This window comes from Kitasatospora sp. NPDC089509 (assembly GCF_044749365.1).
Classification (GTDB): Bacteria; Actinomycetota; Actinomycetes; order Streptomycetales; family Streptomycetaceae; genus Kitasatospora.
Map to the genome: position 1 here is coordinate 163082 of NZ_JBIVHS010000002.1, position 15879 is coordinate 178960.

Genomic DNA, 15879 nt, shown 5'->3' on the forward strand with positions numbered 1-15879 from the left:
GAGGAGACCGAGGACATGACGAAGAACGGTGCGGCGGCGCTGGACGGCAAGGTGGCCCTGGTGACCGGCGGCAGTCGGGGCATCGGGGCGGCGGTCGCGCTGCGGCTGGCCGAGGACGGCGCCCACGTGGCGCTGACCTACCGGGGCTCGGCCGAGCAGGCCGAGGAGGTGGTCGCGAAGATCACTGCGATGGGCCGGACCGGCTGGGCCGTCCGGGCCGACAGCGCCGACCCGGCGGCGGTGCAGGACACGGTGGCGGCCGTCGCCGAGCGGTTCGGACGGCTGGACATCCTGGTGAACAACGCGGGTGTGGGCGCCGTCGGACCGATCGAGGAGACCACGCCCGCGGAGATCGACCGGGTGCTGGAGGTGAACGTCCGCGCGCCGTACCTGTACGCCCGGGCCGCCGTCGGGCACCTGTCGGACGGCGGGCGGATCGTCGGCATCGGCAGCTGCGTCGCCCAGCGCGTGGCCTTCCCGGGCGCCGTGCTCTACGCGACCAGCAAGGCCGCGCTGATCGGTCTGACCAAGGCGCTGGCCCGGGAGCTCGGCCCGCGGGGGATCACCGCCAACCTGGTCCACCCGGGCCCGATCGACACCGACATGAACCCGGCCGACGGCGAGTCCGCGGACTTCCAGCGCGGCTTCGTCGCCCTCGGCCGGTACGGCACCGCGGCGGAGGTGGCGGGCGCGGTCTCCTACCTGGTGGGCGAGGACGGACGGTACGTCACCGGCGCCGAGCTGGCGGTGGACGGCGGCTTCGCCGCCTGACCCGACGGTCGGCGGGGCGGCGGTGTCGTGCCGGGCGGGCGTGGGCGGGCGCGCTTACGATCGCCCGGCACGACCCGTGCGCCCCCCGACCGAGAGGTGTGCCATGACCGCGGTGGACGACCCGATCGAGCTGCTCGCCCGGGCCCTCGCCCAGGCGGCCGGGCTGATCGACGGCACCGGCGTCGAACTGGCCGGCCACCCGACCCCCTGCCGCTCCTGGGACGTCGGCGACCTGGTCAGCCATCTCCTGGACGACCTGCGGAAGTTCACCCTCCGGGCCGAGGGCGGACAGCCGGACCGGTCGCGGCCCTTCGACCGGGTCGAGGAGGACTGGCTGCACGCCTTCGAGGCCGGCGCCGAGCGGCTGGTCGAGGCCTGGCGCGCCGCCGGAGACCTCACCGGCACGGTCGAGACCCCCGGCGGTCCCCTCCCGGCCCGCTTCCCGGTCGACCAGCAGACCACCGAATTCGCCGTCCACGCCTGGGACTTGGCACACGCCACCGGCCAGTCCACCGAGGGCCTGGACCACGAGGTCGCGCTCGCCGCCCTCGACTGGGCCCACGGCGCCCTCAAACCCGAGTACCGCGGCGAGGAGGAGCGACAGCACGCCTTCGGCCCCGAGGTCCCCGCCCCGGCGGACGCCCCGGCGTACGACCGGCTCGCCGCGTTCTTCGGGCGCCACCCGGGCTCCTGACGGTCGGGCCCCGACGGTCGGCCGCCAAGGCCTGAACTCCCGTGCCTGGTACGGTCTTCGGCCATGGAGGATGACCGGAACATAGTGTTGGAGGCGGCGCGCGCGTTCGCCGCACTGCTGCGGGCGGAGCGCTTCGCCGAGGCCGTCGAGCTGTTCGCGCCACCGCTGCGCGCCGCCGTCCCGGCCGGGACGCTCCGACTCGCCTGGAGCACCGAGGTCGACGGCCGGGGCGGCGTGACCACGGTCGGCGAGCCGGTGGCCGAGCCCGACGGCGAACCGGTGCGCGTGCGCATCGCGGTGGGCTGTGCGGACGGCGGCTTCACCGTCGTCACCTCGGTCGGCGCGGACGGCCTGCTGCACGGGCTGCGGCTCGACCCGGGCGAGGGCGGCGGATGGCAGCCGCCGCCGTACGCGGACCCGGCGCGGTTCACCGAGACCGAGGTGCTGCTCGGCGACGGACCGCTCGCCGTGCCCGGCACCCTCACCCTGCCGGTCGGGCCGGGGCCCTGGCCCGCCGTGGTGCTGCTCAGCGGCGGCGGCGCCTTCGACCGGGACGAGAGCAGCGGCCCCAACAAGCCGCTCAAGGACCTCGCCTGGGGCCTGGCCACCGGCCGGATCGCCGTCCTGCGCTTCGACAAGCCGACCTTCGTCCACCCGCAGCGGCTGCCGGCCGGCTTCACCATGGCCGACGAGTACCTGCCGCCCGCGCTGGCCGCCCTCGCGCTGCTCCGGGCCCGGCCGGAGATCGACCCGGACCGGGTCCACCTGGTCGGCCACAGCATGGGCGGCAAGGTGGCGCCCCGGATCGCCGCCGCCGCCGAACCGCCCGTCGCCGGTCTGGTGCTGCTGGCCGCCGACGCCCAGCCGATGCACGAGGCGGCGGTCCGGGTCGCCCGGTACCTGGCGGAGCTGATGCCCGGGCCGCAGACGGAGCAGCTGGCGGAGGCCACGGCCCGGCAGGCCGCGACGGTCGCGGGCCCGGGGCTGACCCCGGACACCCCGGCGGAGTCGCTGCCGTTCGGGCTCTCCGCCGCCTACTGGCTCGACCTGCGCGGCTACGACCAGGTCGCCACGGCGGCCGGGCTGTCCCTGCCGATGCTGATCCTCCAGGGCGGCCGGGACTACCAGGTGACCGTCGAGGACGATCTGACGCGTTGGCAGCACGGGCTCGGCGACCGGCCGGGGGTGACGGTCCGGATCCACCCGGAGGCCGACCACCTGTTCTTCCCGGGCAGCGGGCCCGCCACCCCGGCCGAGTACGCCCGGCCCGGGCACGTGGCGGCGGAGGTGGTGGCGGAGGTCGCGGGGTGGGTCGGCAGCGGCCGATGAGGGGAGCGGAACGTCACCGGCGCTTGACAGGGAGTAATTGAAGGCATCTCGCGAACGCTTCCGGACAAGTTTTTGATGTGCACATGATGTGAATGTTCGCCCCGGTGTTCTCTCGCTAGGGTCGCACCAGCTCCACGAACCGGCGCCGTACGGTCGTCGTGCGGTGCCGCACGGACCTGCCGATTGGACTGGTGTGACGTGATCAGAAGACCTCGGCGACTGCTGGACCGTTCGTCAACCATCCTGCCGCTGAGCAGACTTGCCGCACTCGCGGGGGTGGTCGCGCTGCTCGCCGCCGTGCTCGCCGGCACCACTGCCGGGACGGCGAGCGCCGCGCCCGCGGCCGCCGCCCGGCCCGCGTCGGCCGCGTGGATCTGCGAAGGCTCCCCGGTCACCCCCGGCTACATCCTGACCGCCTACAACAGCAGCGGTTGCAACGGGAACGGCAGCTGGCTCCAGCAGCCCGCGCAGGACGGGATGTGGGCCTGCTTCAACTCGCCGATCCCGGACGGATACGTGCTCACCGCGCACACCACCACCAGCAGCGCCTGCGGTAACCGCGGCGCCTGGTATCAGCGGGCGGTGCGGAACGGGATCGACACCTGTGAGGGTTCACCGATCCCGACCGGGTACGTCGTCACCCGGCACTCCTACGTCGGCTGCGGCGGTCTCGGCTCCTGGTTCCAGCAGCTGGCGGCGCCGGGGCTCTGGGTCTGTCCCGGCACGCCCGTTCCGGCCGGTTACCGTCTCGGTGCCTACAAGGCCTCCGCTTGCGACGGCCGCGGCGCCTGGATACTCCTCCGCAACTGACCGGTCCGCACGGCGATGGCAGCCGCGCGGCGACGGCCCGCCCACCCGGAGTCCCGGGGTGGGCGGGCCGTCGTGCTGCCGATCGCGGTGCGGCGGTCGGAGGCGGTGGCGATCCGGTGCGCGGTGGTCAGCCGGTAGGAGGAGGGCTGAAGGACGGGAAGGTCGGACCGGTCGGCGTCGAACTCCGGGGGGCGTCGGGCCGGTCGGAGGCCGGCGAACGGAGGGCGATCAGTCCGAGGGTTCCGCAGACGCCGACGGCCAGTCCGAGGAGCAGGCTGAGGGCGTGGGTCCAGAACCGGGTGCGGGGGGAACGCCCGACGATCGGCGGCGGCTCGACCGGTGGCGCCGGTGCTGCCGGTGCTGCCGGTCCGGGGGGTGCGGCCGGTGCGGTCGGGGGAGTGGTGACGGCGGGTCCGGAGGGCGGATCCCCTCGGACGACGGTGCACCAGTGGGCGTGCCACTGCGCCTCGTTGCCGCCGCAGGCCCGGACGAAGGCCCGTGTGGTGGGCCAGGAGGGGAGTCGGGTGCCGGAGGCGGCCTCGTAGAGGGTGGTGTGCGAGATCGAGCCGACGGTCCTGGCCATGGTGCGGAAGGAGGGCTGACCGGCCTCCAGCCGGAGGGTGCGGAGCCGGCCGGCGAAGGTCTCGGCGGCGGTGGGCGGTTTCCGTGCGGCCGGGTGCTCCTGCTGCTGCTCCGCCATGGCGGCCCCCTGGTGTCAGATGTCAGAGCCCTCGGTGTCGCCGTTCATTTGTCGCGTACGGATCATATCGAGGTGTGGCGACGGTACGTGCCGATCCGTGGATTCCGCGCGGGGAGGGGGCGTTCGGCGGTGTTCGGCGGACGGTGTCAGCTGTTGTCAGTTCCTGTCAGGCGGTACCGAACAGGGGCGGTGATCGGGTCAGCTGGATCCGCCGCCGAGATCGACGGGGCGGCCTCGGAGCGTTTCGACCGGACAGGGAGTCGGCGTGATCAAGAACGTCATGAAGAGGATCGGGCGGCGCGGGGCGACCGCTGCGGTGGTGCTGGCCATGGCGGCGGGCGCGGTGGGCGTCTCGGCGGGCAGCGCCTCCGCCAACGGCTGGTACGCACTCAACATCCACCCGACCGGTCACGGCGTGGGCGTCTACTCGGCCGCGGACCCCGGGGCGGCCAAGGTCGCCAACGATGTGTACTCGACCCCGGGGTCCTCGAACACCATCTACCTCGAGTGCTGGGTGAGGGGTGTGGACATCAACAACCAGGGCAACGTCTGGTACCGAATCGGTGGCACCAACTACAACTTCTTCGGCAGCTACAAGGCCTACACCTACGGTGCGTACGTCGACAACAACTGGTACTTCCACAACGGCGTGGTCGAGTGCTGACAGCCGGTTGAGCCCCTGCTGCCCCGCCCGGCCGTCCGGGCGGGGCAGCACCGCGTCAGTGCAGCTGCCCGCCGGCCGCCGCGCGCTTGATGGCCGCGCGGATCCGCGGGTAGCTGCCGCAGCGGCAGATGTTCTGGATCTGGTCGATGTCCGCGTCGGTCGGGTTCGGGGTGCGGCGCAGCAGGGCGACGGCGGTCATGATCTGGCCCGGCTGGCAGAAGCCGCACTGGGCGACGTCGCAGTCGATCCAGGCCTCCTGGACCGGGTGCAGGGTGTCGCCGTCGGCGAGGCCCTCGATGGTGGTGACGGTGCGGCCCGCGCACTCCTTGACGGAGCGGGTGCAGGGCTGGAACTCCTGGCCGTCGAGGTGGCTGGTGCAGGCCCGGCAGACGCCCACGCCGCAGCCGTACTTGGGGCCGGTGACGCCGAGCTTGTCGCGCAGGACCCAGAGCAGCGGCATGTCGTCCGGGGCCTCGACGGTGACGGGCTGCCCGTTGAGGACGAAGGTGTGGGTGGGCATGGGGAGTTGGGGTCCTTGATTCCGGGAGGTCAGAAGTTGATCGGGAAGGAGCGCGGGCTGGTGCCGGTCGCGCGGGCGTAGGCGTTGGCGACCGCGGCGGAGGCCGCCGGAACGCCCAACTCGCCCGCGCCGCCCGGGGATCCGCTCGGCGGCATGAGGTGGATCTCGACGGTCGGCGGGGTGTTGCGCTGCCGGGCGTAGTGGAAGTCGGCGTAACTCCCTTCCCGGAAGGCCCCGTTGTCGAGGTGGTTGCCGGCCTGGAGGATCACCGAGATGCCGTCGACCAGCGCGCCGGTCAACTGGGCTTCCAGTCCGGTGGGGTTGATGACCTGGCCGACGTCGGCGGCGACGACGGCCTTGGTGACCCGAGGGTTGGCCGGGTCGGTGGCGTCGAGTTCGACCAGGTAGGCGGCCAGGGCGCCGTTCTCGTCGTGGTAGCCGACGCCCTGGGCCTGGCCGGCCGGCATCGGGCGGCCCCAGTTGCCGGCCTTGGCGACGGTGTCCAGCACGGCCTGTCCGGACGCGTCGCGCAGCCGGGCCCGGCGGAAGGCGACCTCGTCCTGGCCCATCCGGCGGGCGAGTTCGTCCATCATGATCTCGTCGGCGACCCGCACCATGCCGGAGTACACCGAGCGCCAGCTGCCGGTGTGCAGCTGCAGCGGCACCTCCGCGAGCAGCTGGGTGGGGATGCCGACGTTGTACGGGTTCTTCTCGGTGAGCAGGAAGAAGGCCTGGGCGAGGCTGATCCCGGCGATCGACAGGTTGAACCCGGCTCCGGTGAGCGCCTCGCCGAGGCCGTGCGAGAGGTCGGTGCGGACGGTGGCGGCGCGGTGCTCCCAGCTGAGCACCTGGCCGAGGCCGTAGGTGGCGCGGATCCGGTGGTGGCTGGCCGGGCGCATCCGGCCGTGCCGCATGTCGTCGTTGCGGGTCCACATCAGCTTGACCGGACGCCCGGCGGCCTTGGAGATCTGGGCGGCCTCCAGGGCGGCGTCGAAGAACAGCCGGCGCCCGAAGGAGCCGCCGCCGCGCACCACGTGGACGGTGACGGCGTTCTGCGGCAGGCCGAGTTCGGCGGCGATGGTCTGCTGGGCGATGATCGGGCTCTGGGCGGCGAACCACAGCTCGGCGCGGCCCGGCCGCACGTCGGCGACGGCGGTCAGCACCTCCATCGGGGCGTGGTTGACGAAGGCGAAGTCGAACTCGCCGTCCAGGTACGGGGTGAGCAGCGGCGGCAGCAGGAACGGCGCGTGGGCGGCGCGCAGTTTCGCCTGGACGTCGGCGGTGGAGAGGTCGGCGACCGGGCCGGGGTTCCAGGTGGTGCGCAGCGCGTCGCGGGCCTTGAGCGCCTGGTCGAAGGTCTCGGCGAGGACGGCGACGCCGCTGGGGATCTGCACCACGGCGAGCACGCCGGGCATGGCGCGGGCGACCGAGGCGTCCAGGGACTTCAGGGTGCCGTTGACGGTGGTCGGGCGGGCGACCACGGTGGGCGCGGCGCCCGGGACCTGGAGGTCCCCGGCGTACTTGGTGCGCCCGGTCACTATGTCGCGGGCGTCGATGCGGCCGGTCGGCCGGCCGACCAGGCGGCGCTGCTCGGCCGGCTTGGGGGTGGCGGGGACGGCGGGCACGATCACGGCGGCGGCGTCGGCGGCGAGTTCGCCGAAGCCGAGGCGGCGGCCGTCGGGGGCGAGGACGGCGGAGCCGGCGGTGCGCAGGCCGCTCGCGGGAACGTTCCAGCGCCGGGCGGCGGCGGTGACCAGCCGGGCGCGGGCGGCGGCGGCCGCGGCCCGTACCGGGTCGTACAGCGCGCGCACCGAGTTGGAGCCGCCGGTGAGCTGGTTGAAGAGCAGTTCGGGGCGGCCGTCGGAGAGCGGCACGTCCACGTCGGTGAGTTCGGCGTCGAGCTCGTCGGCGACCAGCATGGCGATCGCGGTGGTCAGGCCCTGGCCGACCTCCAGTCGGGGGAGGTACAGCGCGGCACGCCCGGCGGGGGTGATTTCGAGCACCAGCAGGTGTGACGTCGGGAGCCCGGCGAGGATCATCGCGTCGCCGAGGTCGAGGACGTCGGGGATGCCCGGGAGGCCGAACAGCTGCGGGGGTGCGGTGGCGGCGCGGGCGGTCGCCGCGGCGGCGGCCGCGGCGGTGCGCTCGGCGGCCTGGGCGGAGGCCGGGGCGGCGGCGTCGAGCCCCAGCCGGGCGGCGACGGTCAGCGTCGGGCCGGCCAGCAGATAGGTGAGGAAGCGGCGCCGCCCGGTGTCCCCGGCGGCGGGTCCGGCCGCCTCGTCCGGGTGGCCGGAGGAGCCCGAGGGCGCGATGGAGGTGCTGATGGGAGGAACCCTTCGAGCCGGAGACGGCGCCGGATCGGGTGGGCGCGGACGGCCCCGGCCCCGGTGCCGGATCGCGAACGCCGCTGAGCATATGGAGGGTGCTACTGACGGGTCAACACGGTCAATCTTGGCCCTCCGGTCGGGTGGTGGAGGTGTCCGATCCGCTTCCGGCGGGGGAGTCGGAGCGGGTACGGACGGCGCTTCGGCCCGGCGGGCGGGGCCGGAGCGGCGCGGCCCCCGGGGTGTCCGGTGGATCAACGAGGGGCTGTCGTACGGGAGTTCATCGCTCGCCCGACGGTGCGGCGGAGGGTGGGCCGGAGGGGGCGGCGGGGCCCAGAAGTGGCCCACGCAAATGCAAGATCAATGGATCTGTCGGCCGGTCCACTTCTTCCCTAGGCTGGACACCGTCCCACCGACGGCCGCCCCGGGCGGTTGCGAACGTCCGGCCCGCGCGCCCGTCCGCCGGGGGGTCGACGGAGCGTCAGGAGAGCAGTGAGAGCAGTGAGAGAAGTCACAGCAGCGTCGAACCGCAGCCGGACGTCGGCCCACGGCGGCACCCTGCTGCCCCCGGCCGGCCCCCAACGCACCCTCGCCGCCGCCCAGTTGGCGAGCTCGGTGGGCGACGGCGCCTACTACACCTGCTCCGCGCTCTACTTCACCCGGGTCGTCGGCATGTCGCCGACCGCCCTCGGCCTCGGCCTCGCCCTCGCCTGGGCGATCGGTTCGCTGGCCGGCGTCCCGCTCGGCCACCTCGCCGACCGCCGCGGCCCGCGCCGCACCGCCGTGACCCTCGCGCTCGCCGCCGCCGTCACCGTCGCCGCGCTCCTGGTGATCCGCTCCTACGGACCGTTCCTGCTCGCCGTCTGCCTCTACGCCACCGCGCAGTCCGGCCTCACCGCCGCCCGGCAGGCGCTGGTCGCCGGCCTGGTGCCGCCCGCCGAACGCACCGGACTGCTCGCCCACCTGCAGTCGACCCTCAACGGCGGACTGGCCGTCGGCGCCGCGGTCGGCGGCGTCGCGCTGACCGTCGGCACCCGGGCCGGCTACCTCGGCGCCTTCGCCGTCACCGCACTCGGCTTCCTGATCGGCGCGCTCGTGCTCCGCCGACTGCCCGAAGTCCCGCCCGCCGCACCGGAGTCGGGCACCGGCCCGAAGCTGGCCGTGCTGCGGGACCGGCGCTACGCCGCCGTCACCCTGGTCAACACCGTCCTGCTGCTGCGGATGCCGCTGCTCAGCCTGATCCTGCCGCTGTGGATCGCCCGGCGCGCCCCCGGCCTGGGCTGGCTCGGTTCCGCGCTGTTCGTGCTCAACACCCTGGCCGTGCTGGCCTTCCAGGTCCGGGCGGCGCGCGACGTCAGCGGGCTGGACTCCGCGGTCCGGGCGGTGCGCGCCGCCGGGCTGCTGCTGCTCGCCTCCTGCGTGGTCTGCGGGCTGTCCGCGCTGGACGTCCCGGTGTGGGTGTTCGCCGTCCTGCTGACGGCCGCCGCCGTGCTGCAGGTCGCGGGCGAGATGCGGCAGTCGGCCGGCTCCTGGCAACTCGGCTTCGACCTCGCGCCGCCCGAGCGGATCGGCCAGTACCAGGGCTTCTTCGGCACCGGCGTGGCCGTCGCCCGCACCCTCGGGCCGCTGCTGCTCACCACGCTGCTGCTGGACGGCGGGCCGGTCGGCTGGCTGGTGCTGGGCGGGGTGTTCCTCGCCGCCGGGTACGCGATGGGCCCGGTGGCCCGCTGGGCGGCGGCGGGCGACCGCGGGGCCGTGCCCGCCCCGGCGCCCGGCACCCCGGCGTCGGCCGCTTCGTCGACCGTTTCGTAGGCCGCTCTGCGGGCGGCCCACCGGCCCCGGCGGAAAACACCGGCCCCGGGGGAAAGCACTGGCCCCGGCCCGCCGCCCGCTGGCATGCTGGCCGCGTGGACCGACCCCAGATCTGGCTTGACTTCGCCCCTGAGCTGCACCTCTTCGTCTCCGCGCCCCGCCGGGCCGGCCGTACCGCGCTGCGCACCGACGGCACCTCCAGCCTCGGCCACGTGGTCGAGTCGCTGGGCGTCCCGCTCACCGAGGTCGGCGGCCTGCTGGTGGACGGTCGGCCGGTGCCGGACTCGTACGTCCCGGCCGACGCCGAGCTGATCAGCGTGGCGGCGGTGGCCCGGCCGCAGCCCTCGCCCACCCCGCCGCGCTTCCTGCTGGACGTCCACCTCGGCACCCTCACCCGCCGGCTGCGCCTGCTCGGCATCGACGCCGCCTACGAGAACCCGGACATCGGCGACGCCGCACTGGCCGCCCGCTCCGCCGCCGAGCAGCGCATCATGCTCTCCCGCGACCGCGGCCTGCTGCGCCGACGCGAGCTGTGGGCCGGCGCGTACGTCTACAGCCACCGTCCGGCCGAGCAACTGCGGGACGTGCTCTCCCGGTTCGCGCCGCCGCTCGCCCCCTGGAGTCGCTGCACCACCTGCAACGGCACGCTGCGCACCGTGCACAAGACCACGGTGCGCGAGCAGCTGCACGACGGCACCGAGCGCTCCTACGACGCCTTCGCCCAGTGCGCGGACTGCGGGCAGGCGTACTGGCGCGGCGCCCACCACGCCCGGCTGGAGGCGATCGTCAGCGAGGCCGTGCGCGACTTCGGCACGGTCGGACGCCCGGACGGTGACGGGGGAGTCGGCAGCGGCATCGGGGGCGTCGGCGGCGCCGGGGGCGCCGTCTCGGGGTAGCGGCCCCGGAATCCCTCGGGGTTGTCTCGGGGTCGGATACGGACCGCTGAGGATGGCGGGCGCTCCGAGCCGCATGGTCTGATCGTCGGCGGGGGACGAGCCCAGGAACTCCGTCGTACGAGAGAGGCCGGGTCGTCGGATGAACGATCAGTCGAACGATCAGTCGAGAGAACGAACGGCGCACCAACCCTTCGAGAGCATCGAGACCGGTGACGCCCCCGTGGTGACCGCCCCGGACGGCGCCCTGGTCCGCCCTCTGCTGGTCCTGGACGGGCGCGGCAGCCTCGCCGTGTTCGAACTGACCCCCGGGCAGGTCACCCGGGCGGTCTCGCACGCCACCGTGGAAGAGCTGTGGCAGGTCACCGCGGGCGGCGGCGAGGTGTGGCGGCGCCAGGACGGCCGGGAGGAGATCCACCGGCTCGGCCCCGGCACGGCGGTGTCGATCCCGCTGGGCACCGCCTTCCAGTTCCGGGCCGACCCGGACGGCGCCGGGCCGCTGTGCATCACCGCCGTCACCATGCCGCCGTGGCCGGGCACGGACACCGAGGCGCGCCCCGAGGAAGGCCCCTGGAAGGCGACCGACCGATGAACCGGGGGACGATCAGCCGGGGGATGCTGCGCCGGCCCCTGGTGGCCGCGCTCTCCGCGCTCACCCTGCTGGGACTGGCCGCGACCCCGGCCGTCGCGGACACCGCCGTCGTACCGCACCTCCAGTCACGGTACGTCACCATGCCCGACGGCGTCCGCCTCGCCGTCGACGTCTACGTCCCGCAGGGCACCCGACCCGGCGCCGCGCTCCCCACCGTCCTGGTCACCCAGCGCTACTGGCGGGCCCGGGTCCTGGCCGGCCAGACGGGCGGCTCCAGCGGCGAGGCCGAGGACTGGAACGCCCGGGGCTACGCCTATGTCGTCGCCGACCTGCGCGGCACCGGTGCCTCCTTCGGCACCCTGACCGCCGAACTGGGCTCCGACGCGGTCGCCGACAGCGGCCCGCTCAGCGACTGGATCGCCGCCCAGCCCTGGTCCAACGGCCGGGTCGGCACCACCGGCGTCTCCTACGGCGGCGACACCGCGATGCTCGCCACCGCCCTCGGCGACCACCACATCGCCGCCGCCGCCCCGATCTCCTACGACTTCGACCCGTACGAGGACCTGGTGCGCCCCGGCGGCCTGCTGATCGAGCCCCGGCTCGCCCCGTACGCGCTGCTGCTGCGCATCCTGGACGGCACCGGCGGCACCACCTGCGAGACCAGCGCCGAGACCCGGCAGCTCTGCGCGCAGGGCGGCCTCACCGGACTGACGCCCCGGCCGGTCGACGGCCCGGACGGCCCGGCGCTGATGGCCGCCGCCCGCGCCGAGCACGCGGACAACGCCAACCTGGTCGAGCTGGCCCAGACCGGCGTCCACCGCGACTACCGCAACGGACCGCAGAGTTGGACGGTCGGCAGCGTCGGGGAGAAGACCGACGCGGTCGAGGACGGCGGGGTGCCGGTGCTGACCCGAGCCGGCTGGCTGGACGCGGGGACGGCCAACGGCGTGCTGTCCCAGTTCACCGGCCTGTCCAACACCCAGGACGACTGGATCGGCCCGTGGAACCACGGCGCCGGCTGGCTCGCCGACCCGTTCCAGCCCGCCCGGCGGCTCACCCGGGCTGAACACGAGGTGAACGACCAGCGGGTGGTCGACTTCTTCGACCACTACGTACGGGACGGCGCCCGCCCCGACGGCAAGCGGCAGGTGCACTACTACACCTTCAACGAGGACGTCTGGCGCACCACCACCCGCTGGCCGGTGCCCGGCACCCGCACCCGGCCGTTCCGGCTCGGCGCCGGCAACACCCTCGGCGGTCAGGACCCTTCCGCCGGCTCCGACCTGCTGCGCCTGGACCCGACCGCCGGCACCGGACCGCTCGACCGCTGGAACACCAACCTCACCGGGGACGAGGTGAGTTACCCCGACCGCGCCGCCGTGGACGCCAAGCTGCTCAGCTACACCACGGCGCCGCTGGCCGAGCCCACCCGGGTCACCGGCAACGGCAAGGTCGCCCTGGACGTCACCGGCCTGGCCGGCTCGGCGAACGGGGCCCTGCACGTGTATCTGGAGGACGTCACCCCCGACGGCCGGACCACCTATCTGACGGAAGGTCAACTCGCCCTCGCCGACCGGGCGGTGGCCGACCGCGAGGACAACCCCGACTGGCGTCGGCTGCGCACGCCGCGCAGCTACGCGGCCGACGACGCCACGCCCTTCCCACCGGGACGGGCGCAGCGGGTGGTGATCGACCTCCAGCCGGTCTCGGTGCTGTTCAGGGCCGGCGACCGGATCCGGCTCACCGTGGCCGCCGCCAACCCCGACTCCTTCCAACTGCTCCCGGCCGACGGGCAGGTGAGCTACCGGATCGGGTACGGCGGGGAGCACGGCTCGGTGCTCGACCTGCCGGTGGTCCGGCCGTGAGGGTGCGCGTGAACGGATAGGACGGACAGGACGGACAGGACGGACAGGACGGACGTTCAGGACCGGTGCAGGCCGAGGGTCCAGGTGCGGGTGGAGTAGCCGCCCATCCGGGTCGGGTGGCGCTCCACCAGCGTCGCCGTCAGGCCCTCGGCCGTCCGGTGCAGCGCACCGGTGTAGCGGTGCCGCTGCTCGGGCGGGAGCGGGTGCAGTTCGGCGAGCACGGCGTCGTCCAGTGCCGGTCCGACGGCGCGCAGCACCCCCGCGTCCAGCACCAGCAGGGTGCCGTCGTCCAGCACCAGTGGCGCCGGGGCCTGGGCGTCGGCCAGCAGCGGGCCGCGCTCGACCGCCCCGCCGGGCAGCAGCCGCACCACCCGGCTCCCGGTGGGGTGGCGGCGGTCCGTCTCGACCACCCGCAGGCCGTCGCCGACCACGTAGTGGCCGTAGCTGCGCCAGGCGTCGACGACGGCGCCGTCCCGGTCGTGGGCCCAGGTGTCGAAGGCGCCGTAGCCCTCCAACCCGAGGACGAAGCGGCCGTCGGCTCCAGGGGTCGTGCCGCGTGTGCCGAGCGCCGCGCCGTGCTCGCCGCGCAGCTCGGCCACCAGAGCGCCGTCGGCGAGGTCCAGCAGCAGGGCCGGGCCGAGGTGGCCCCAGGCGGTGTACTCGAAGGAGCTGGTGGTGACCAGCACCCGGTCGGCGGAGAGGTGCGCCGCGTTCGGCCGCCCCGGGCAGGGCCGCCGCCAGCGGACCCGGCCGGCGGCGTCGGTCAGGCTGAGCTCGCCGTCCCCGCCGTGCACCTCCCACCCGTCCCGCCGGGCCAGCGGCCCCTCCGGGCGCCCCTGCGGACGCCCGCCCGGCTCGTGACGGTGGTCCATGACCGTGGCCTGCCAGCTCCCCATGGCCCGGATGCTATCGGCCGGGCCCGAACGACGGAGGCCGTTTCGACGGGTGCCTACGCGGCCCGTACGGCGGACAATCGCCCCAGGCCCAGGCCCAGGAGTCGAGGAGGAGGCGACGGTGGAACCCGCCGAGTTCGACGTGATGATCGAGATCCCGCAGGGATCGCGGAACAAGTACGTGATGGACTTCGACGCGGGCCGGATCCGCCTCGACCGCACCCTCTTCACCGCCACCCGCTACCCCACCGACTACGGCTACGTGGAGGGCACCCTCGGCGGCGACGGCGAACCGCTGGACGCCCTGGCCCTCGGCGGCGAACCGGCCGTGCCCGGCTGTCTGCTCAGCTGCCGGGCGGTCGGGATGTGGGTGATGCGCGACGAGCGCGGCCCGGACCAGAAGATCCTCTGCGTCCCGGCCCGGGACCCGCGCTACGCCGACCTGCGGGACATCGGCGACCTGCGGAAGTTCGACCTGCTGGAGATCACCCACTTCTTCCAGGTGTACAAGGACCTGGAGCGCGGCGCGTCGGTCGAGGGCTCGCACTGGGCGGGGCGGGACGCGGCGTACGCCGAGATCGCCGGGTCCCGGGAGCGGGCGGCCGGGACCCGCTTCGCCGGCCCGGTCTGATCCCGCCCCGCCGGTGCCCCCGCCCCGGTGCCGCGCGCCCGGCGCTGCTCAGAACCGGGCGTGGCCGAGGATCGCGCGGACCTGGTCGGCGATCGCGGCCTCGTTGTGCTCGAACTCCGGTGAGGTGACCTGGTCCTGCCGGTCCGGCAGTCCGGTGAGGACCGGGGTGTGGAGGTGGCCGCCGGGCAGGTCCGGGTTGAGGTCCAGGCGCAGCCGGTTGGAGCGGTAGGCGACCTCGTTGGAGAGGTAGCCCCCGCCGCCGCCGGCCACCGCGCGGGAGCCGGGGGTGGGCCCGTCCTGGCGGACCACGGGGGCGGTGGCGCCCGCCGGGATCTCGGTGACGGGCGTGTTGAGGAGGACGGGGTAGGGCTGTTGGACGGCCGTCATGGCGTCGGTGGGCAGGGTGGTGCGGATGAACTGCGGTCCCTCGGCGAGGCCCGGGGCGTCGACCGGGTGGGCGCTGGTGCCGCCGGAGAGCGCGCCGACGTTGTCGGTGGCCGGGTCGGCGGAGCGGGCCCGCCCGGCCCAGGCCTCCAGGGTGAACTTGCCGGGGTAGCCCTGGCTGATGCTGGTGACCAGGTGGGCGGACTGTGGGCCGCCGGGCTCCAGGTGGGGGCCGAAGGCGCGCTCGATGATCCCGTGGTCGAAGTCGCCGTAGCGCACCGGCAGCACGACGGCCCGCACCTCGGCGGTGCTGCCGTCGGCGAGGGTGATCCGCCGTCCGTGCAGCTGCAGCACGGCCGCGCCGGCGGGGTTGGCGCGGCGGGGCTCGGTGTCCAGGCCGTACGGGTCGAAGCCGCTGACGAAGATCCGCCGGACGTCGTCGCCGTCGGAGCCGGTGTTCCGGGGATCGCTGAAACCGTCCTCCAGACCGCGCGAGGCGTCCTCGAAGCGGGCCCGCAGGGCGGTGTGGTCGACGTCGAACCGGGGCTGCCACTGGGCGAGTTGGACGGTCATGGCGAGTCGGGCCCAGTACAGCGGCCGGTCGTCGAGGGCGGGCAGCTCGCCGCCGGGCCGACGGCCCTGGGCGCGGTCGAGGCCGGCCTGCCAGAGGGCCCGGCCCCAGGCGTCCACGACGTGGCGGGCGCGGTGGGCGGTGCGGGCCGAGCACAGGGCGGCGGGGAAGCCGTGGAGGACGTCGGCGAGGCCGGAACGCTCGGTGAAGACGGCGGTGCGGGGGTCCCGCAGCCGGGACTGTTCGGCGTCCAGGGGAGCGGTGGTGACCGTCCGGCAACCGGCGGGTGCGGCCTGGGCGGTGGTCGCGGCGGTGGCGGCGGCGGGGGTGAGCAGGGCGGCGAGGGAGGCGGCCACGGCGGTGGCGCGTCTGGCCGTGCGGCGGGCGATCCGGCTCGCGGTGCGGGGTGTATTTGTCATGCCCACC

The 15879-nt window shown here is 74.7% G+C and carries 15 protein-coding genes; 10 read left to right on the forward strand and 5 right to left on the reverse strand.

Translation table 11 applies throughout. The annotated features are described in order from the left end of the window. The first annotated feature begins 15 nt into the window (after window positions 1-15). The 4 genes from ACIP4P_RS04305 to ACIP4P_RS04320 all read left to right on the forward strand — a co-directional run bounded on the left by ACIP4P_RS04305 (window position 16) and on the right by ACIP4P_RS04320 (window position 3604). Entirely contained in the window at window positions 16-771 is a 756-nt protein-coding gene (locus tag ACIP4P_RS04305) for an SDR family NAD(P)-dependent oxidoreductase (protein ID WP_400914623.1), read from the forward strand. A 103-nt stretch (window positions 772-874) separates the two neighbouring features. Beyond that, window positions 875-1465: a TIGR03086 family metal-binding protein gene (locus tag ACIP4P_RS04310; protein WP_400914625.1), complete on the forward strand. Its 591-nt coding sequence runs from the start codon at window positions 875-877 to the stop codon at window positions 1463-1465. A 63-nt stretch (window positions 1466-1528) separates the two neighbouring features. Beyond that, on the forward strand, window positions 1529-2794 hold the full coding sequence (locus ACIP4P_RS04315; RefSeq protein WP_400914627.1) for an alpha/beta hydrolase family protein: 1266 nt from the start codon (window positions 1529-1531) through the stop codon (window positions 2792-2794). Window positions 2795-2992: 198 nt separating this feature from the next. Beyond that, window positions 2993-3604 (forward strand): hypothetical protein, encoded by a 612-nt coding sequence (locus ACIP4P_RS04320; RefSeq protein WP_400914630.1) that lies wholly within the window; start codon window positions 2993-2995, stop codon window positions 3602-3604. Window positions 3605-3731: 127 nt separating this feature from the next. Here the strand turns inward: ACIP4P_RS04320 and ACIP4P_RS04325 are convergent, their stop codons facing one another. Then, entirely contained in the window at window positions 3732-4304 is a 573-nt protein-coding gene (locus ACIP4P_RS04325) for a helix-turn-helix domain-containing protein (protein WP_400914633.1), read from the reverse strand. A gap of 265 nt (window positions 4305-4569) precedes the next feature. On the opposite strand from ACIP4P_RS04325, the gene ACIP4P_RS04330 reads away from it, so the two are divergent. Beyond that, entirely contained in the window at window positions 4570-4968 is a 399-nt protein-coding gene (locus ACIP4P_RS04330; RefSeq protein ID WP_400914635.1) for a hypothetical protein, read from the forward strand. Window positions 4969-5023: 55 nt separating this feature from the next. On the opposite strand, the gene ACIP4P_RS04335 is transcribed toward ACIP4P_RS04330, so the two are convergent. Then, window positions 5024-5488, reverse strand: coding sequence for a (2Fe-2S)-binding protein (locus ACIP4P_RS04335; protein ID WP_400914638.1), 465 nt, complete (start codon window positions 5486-5488; stop codon window positions 5024-5026). A gap of 29 nt (window positions 5489-5517) precedes the next feature. Continuing rightward, window positions 5518-8070, reverse strand: a complete 2553-nt coding sequence (locus ACIP4P_RS04340) for a molybdopterin cofactor-binding domain-containing protein (RefSeq protein ID WP_400914640.1) — start codon at window positions 8068-8070, stop codon at window positions 5518-5520. Window positions 8071-8313: 243 nt separating this feature from the next. On the opposite strand from ACIP4P_RS04340, the gene ACIP4P_RS04345 reads away from it, so the two are divergent. The 4 genes from ACIP4P_RS04345 to ACIP4P_RS04360 all read left to right on the forward strand — a co-directional run bounded on the left by ACIP4P_RS04345 (window position 8314) and on the right by ACIP4P_RS04360 (window position 12974). Beyond that, on the forward strand, window positions 8314-9624 hold the full coding sequence (locus ACIP4P_RS04345) for an MFS transporter (protein WP_400914642.1): 1311 nt from the start codon (window positions 8314-8316) through the stop codon (window positions 9622-9624). A 95-nt stretch (window positions 9625-9719) separates the two neighbouring features. Continuing rightward, on the forward strand, window positions 9720-10520 hold the full coding sequence (locus ACIP4P_RS04350) for a Mut7-C RNAse domain-containing protein (RefSeq protein ID WP_400914644.1): 801 nt from the start codon (window positions 9720-9722) through the stop codon (window positions 10518-10520). A gap of 139 nt (window positions 10521-10659) precedes the next feature. Next, entirely contained in the window at window positions 10660-11109 is a 450-nt protein-coding gene (locus ACIP4P_RS04355; protein WP_400914645.1) for a cupin domain-containing protein, read from the forward strand. Then, window positions 11106-12974, forward strand: a complete 1869-nt coding sequence (locus tag ACIP4P_RS04360) for a CocE/NonD family hydrolase (protein ID WP_400914647.1) — start codon at window positions 11106-11108, stop codon at window positions 12972-12974. Before ACIP4P_RS04355 ends, ACIP4P_RS04360 begins: the two co-directional genes overlap by 4 nt. Before the next feature lie 56 nt (window positions 12975-13030). Here the strand turns inward: ACIP4P_RS04360 and ACIP4P_RS04365 are convergent, their stop codons facing one another. Continuing rightward, a complete protein-coding gene (locus tag ACIP4P_RS04365) occupies window positions 13031-13870 on the reverse strand; it encodes a hypothetical protein (RefSeq protein WP_400914648.1) in 840 nt (279 codons plus the stop codon). A 142-nt stretch (window positions 13871-14012) separates the two neighbouring features. Here ACIP4P_RS04365 and ACIP4P_RS04370 point away from each other — a divergent pair, with 142 nt between their 5' ends. Continuing rightward, window positions 14013-14498 carry an inorganic diphosphatase gene (locus ACIP4P_RS04370; protein WP_400915341.1) on the forward strand — a complete coding sequence of 162 codons (486 nt, stop codon included), beginning with the start codon at window positions 14013-14015 and terminating at the stop codon, window positions 14496-14498. 48 nt (window positions 14499-14546) lie between these two features. Here the strand turns inward: ACIP4P_RS04370 and ACIP4P_RS04375 are convergent, their stop codons facing one another. Beyond that, complete coding sequence (locus ACIP4P_RS04375) at window positions 14547-15872, reverse strand: pyroglutamyl peptidase (protein ID WP_400914650.1); 1326 nt, start codon at window positions 15870-15872, stop codon at window positions 14547-14549. Window positions 15873-15879: the final 7 nt, after the last annotated feature.

Excerpts from the sequence above, each read along its gene's own strand:
- ACIP4P_RS04370 (WP_400915341.1), top strand. The coding sequence starts at position 14,013 with ATGATCGAGATCCCGCAGGGATCGCGGAACAAGTACGTGATGGACTTC.
- ACIP4P_RS04305 (WP_400914623.1), top strand. The coding sequence starts at position 16 with ATGACGAAGAACGGTGCGGCGGCGCTGGACGGCAAGGTGGCCCTGGTG.
- ACIP4P_RS04310 (WP_400914625.1), top strand. The coding sequence starts at position 875 with ATGACCGCGGTGGACGACCCGATCGAGCTGCTCGCCCGGGCCCTCGCC.
- ACIP4P_RS04335 (WP_400914638.1), bottom strand. The coding sequence starts at position 5,488 with ATGCCCACCCACACCTTCGTCCTCAACGGGCAGCCCGTCACCGTCGAG.
- ACIP4P_RS04375 (WP_400914650.1), bottom strand. The coding sequence starts at position 15,872 with ATGACAAATACACCCCGCACCGCGAGCCGGATCGCCCGCCGCACGGCC.
- ACIP4P_RS04365 (WP_400914648.1), bottom strand. The coding sequence starts at position 13,870 with ATGGGGAGCTGGCAGGCCACGGTCATGGACCACCGTCACGAGCCGGGC.
- ACIP4P_RS04325 (WP_400914633.1), bottom strand. The coding sequence starts at position 4,304 with ATGGCGGAGCAGCAGCAGGAGCACCCGGCCGCACGGAAACCGCCCACC.
- ACIP4P_RS04360 (WP_400914647.1), top strand. The coding sequence starts at position 11,106 with ATGAACCGGGGGACGATCAGCCGGGGGATGCTGCGCCGGCCCCTGGTG.
- ACIP4P_RS04315 (WP_400914627.1), top strand. The coding sequence starts at position 1,529 with ATGGAGGATGACCGGAACATAGTGTTGGAGGCGGCGCGCGCGTTCGCC.
- ACIP4P_RS04355 (WP_400914645.1), top strand. The coding sequence starts at position 10,660 with ATGAACGATCAGTCGAACGATCAGTCGAGAGAACGAACGGCGCACCAA.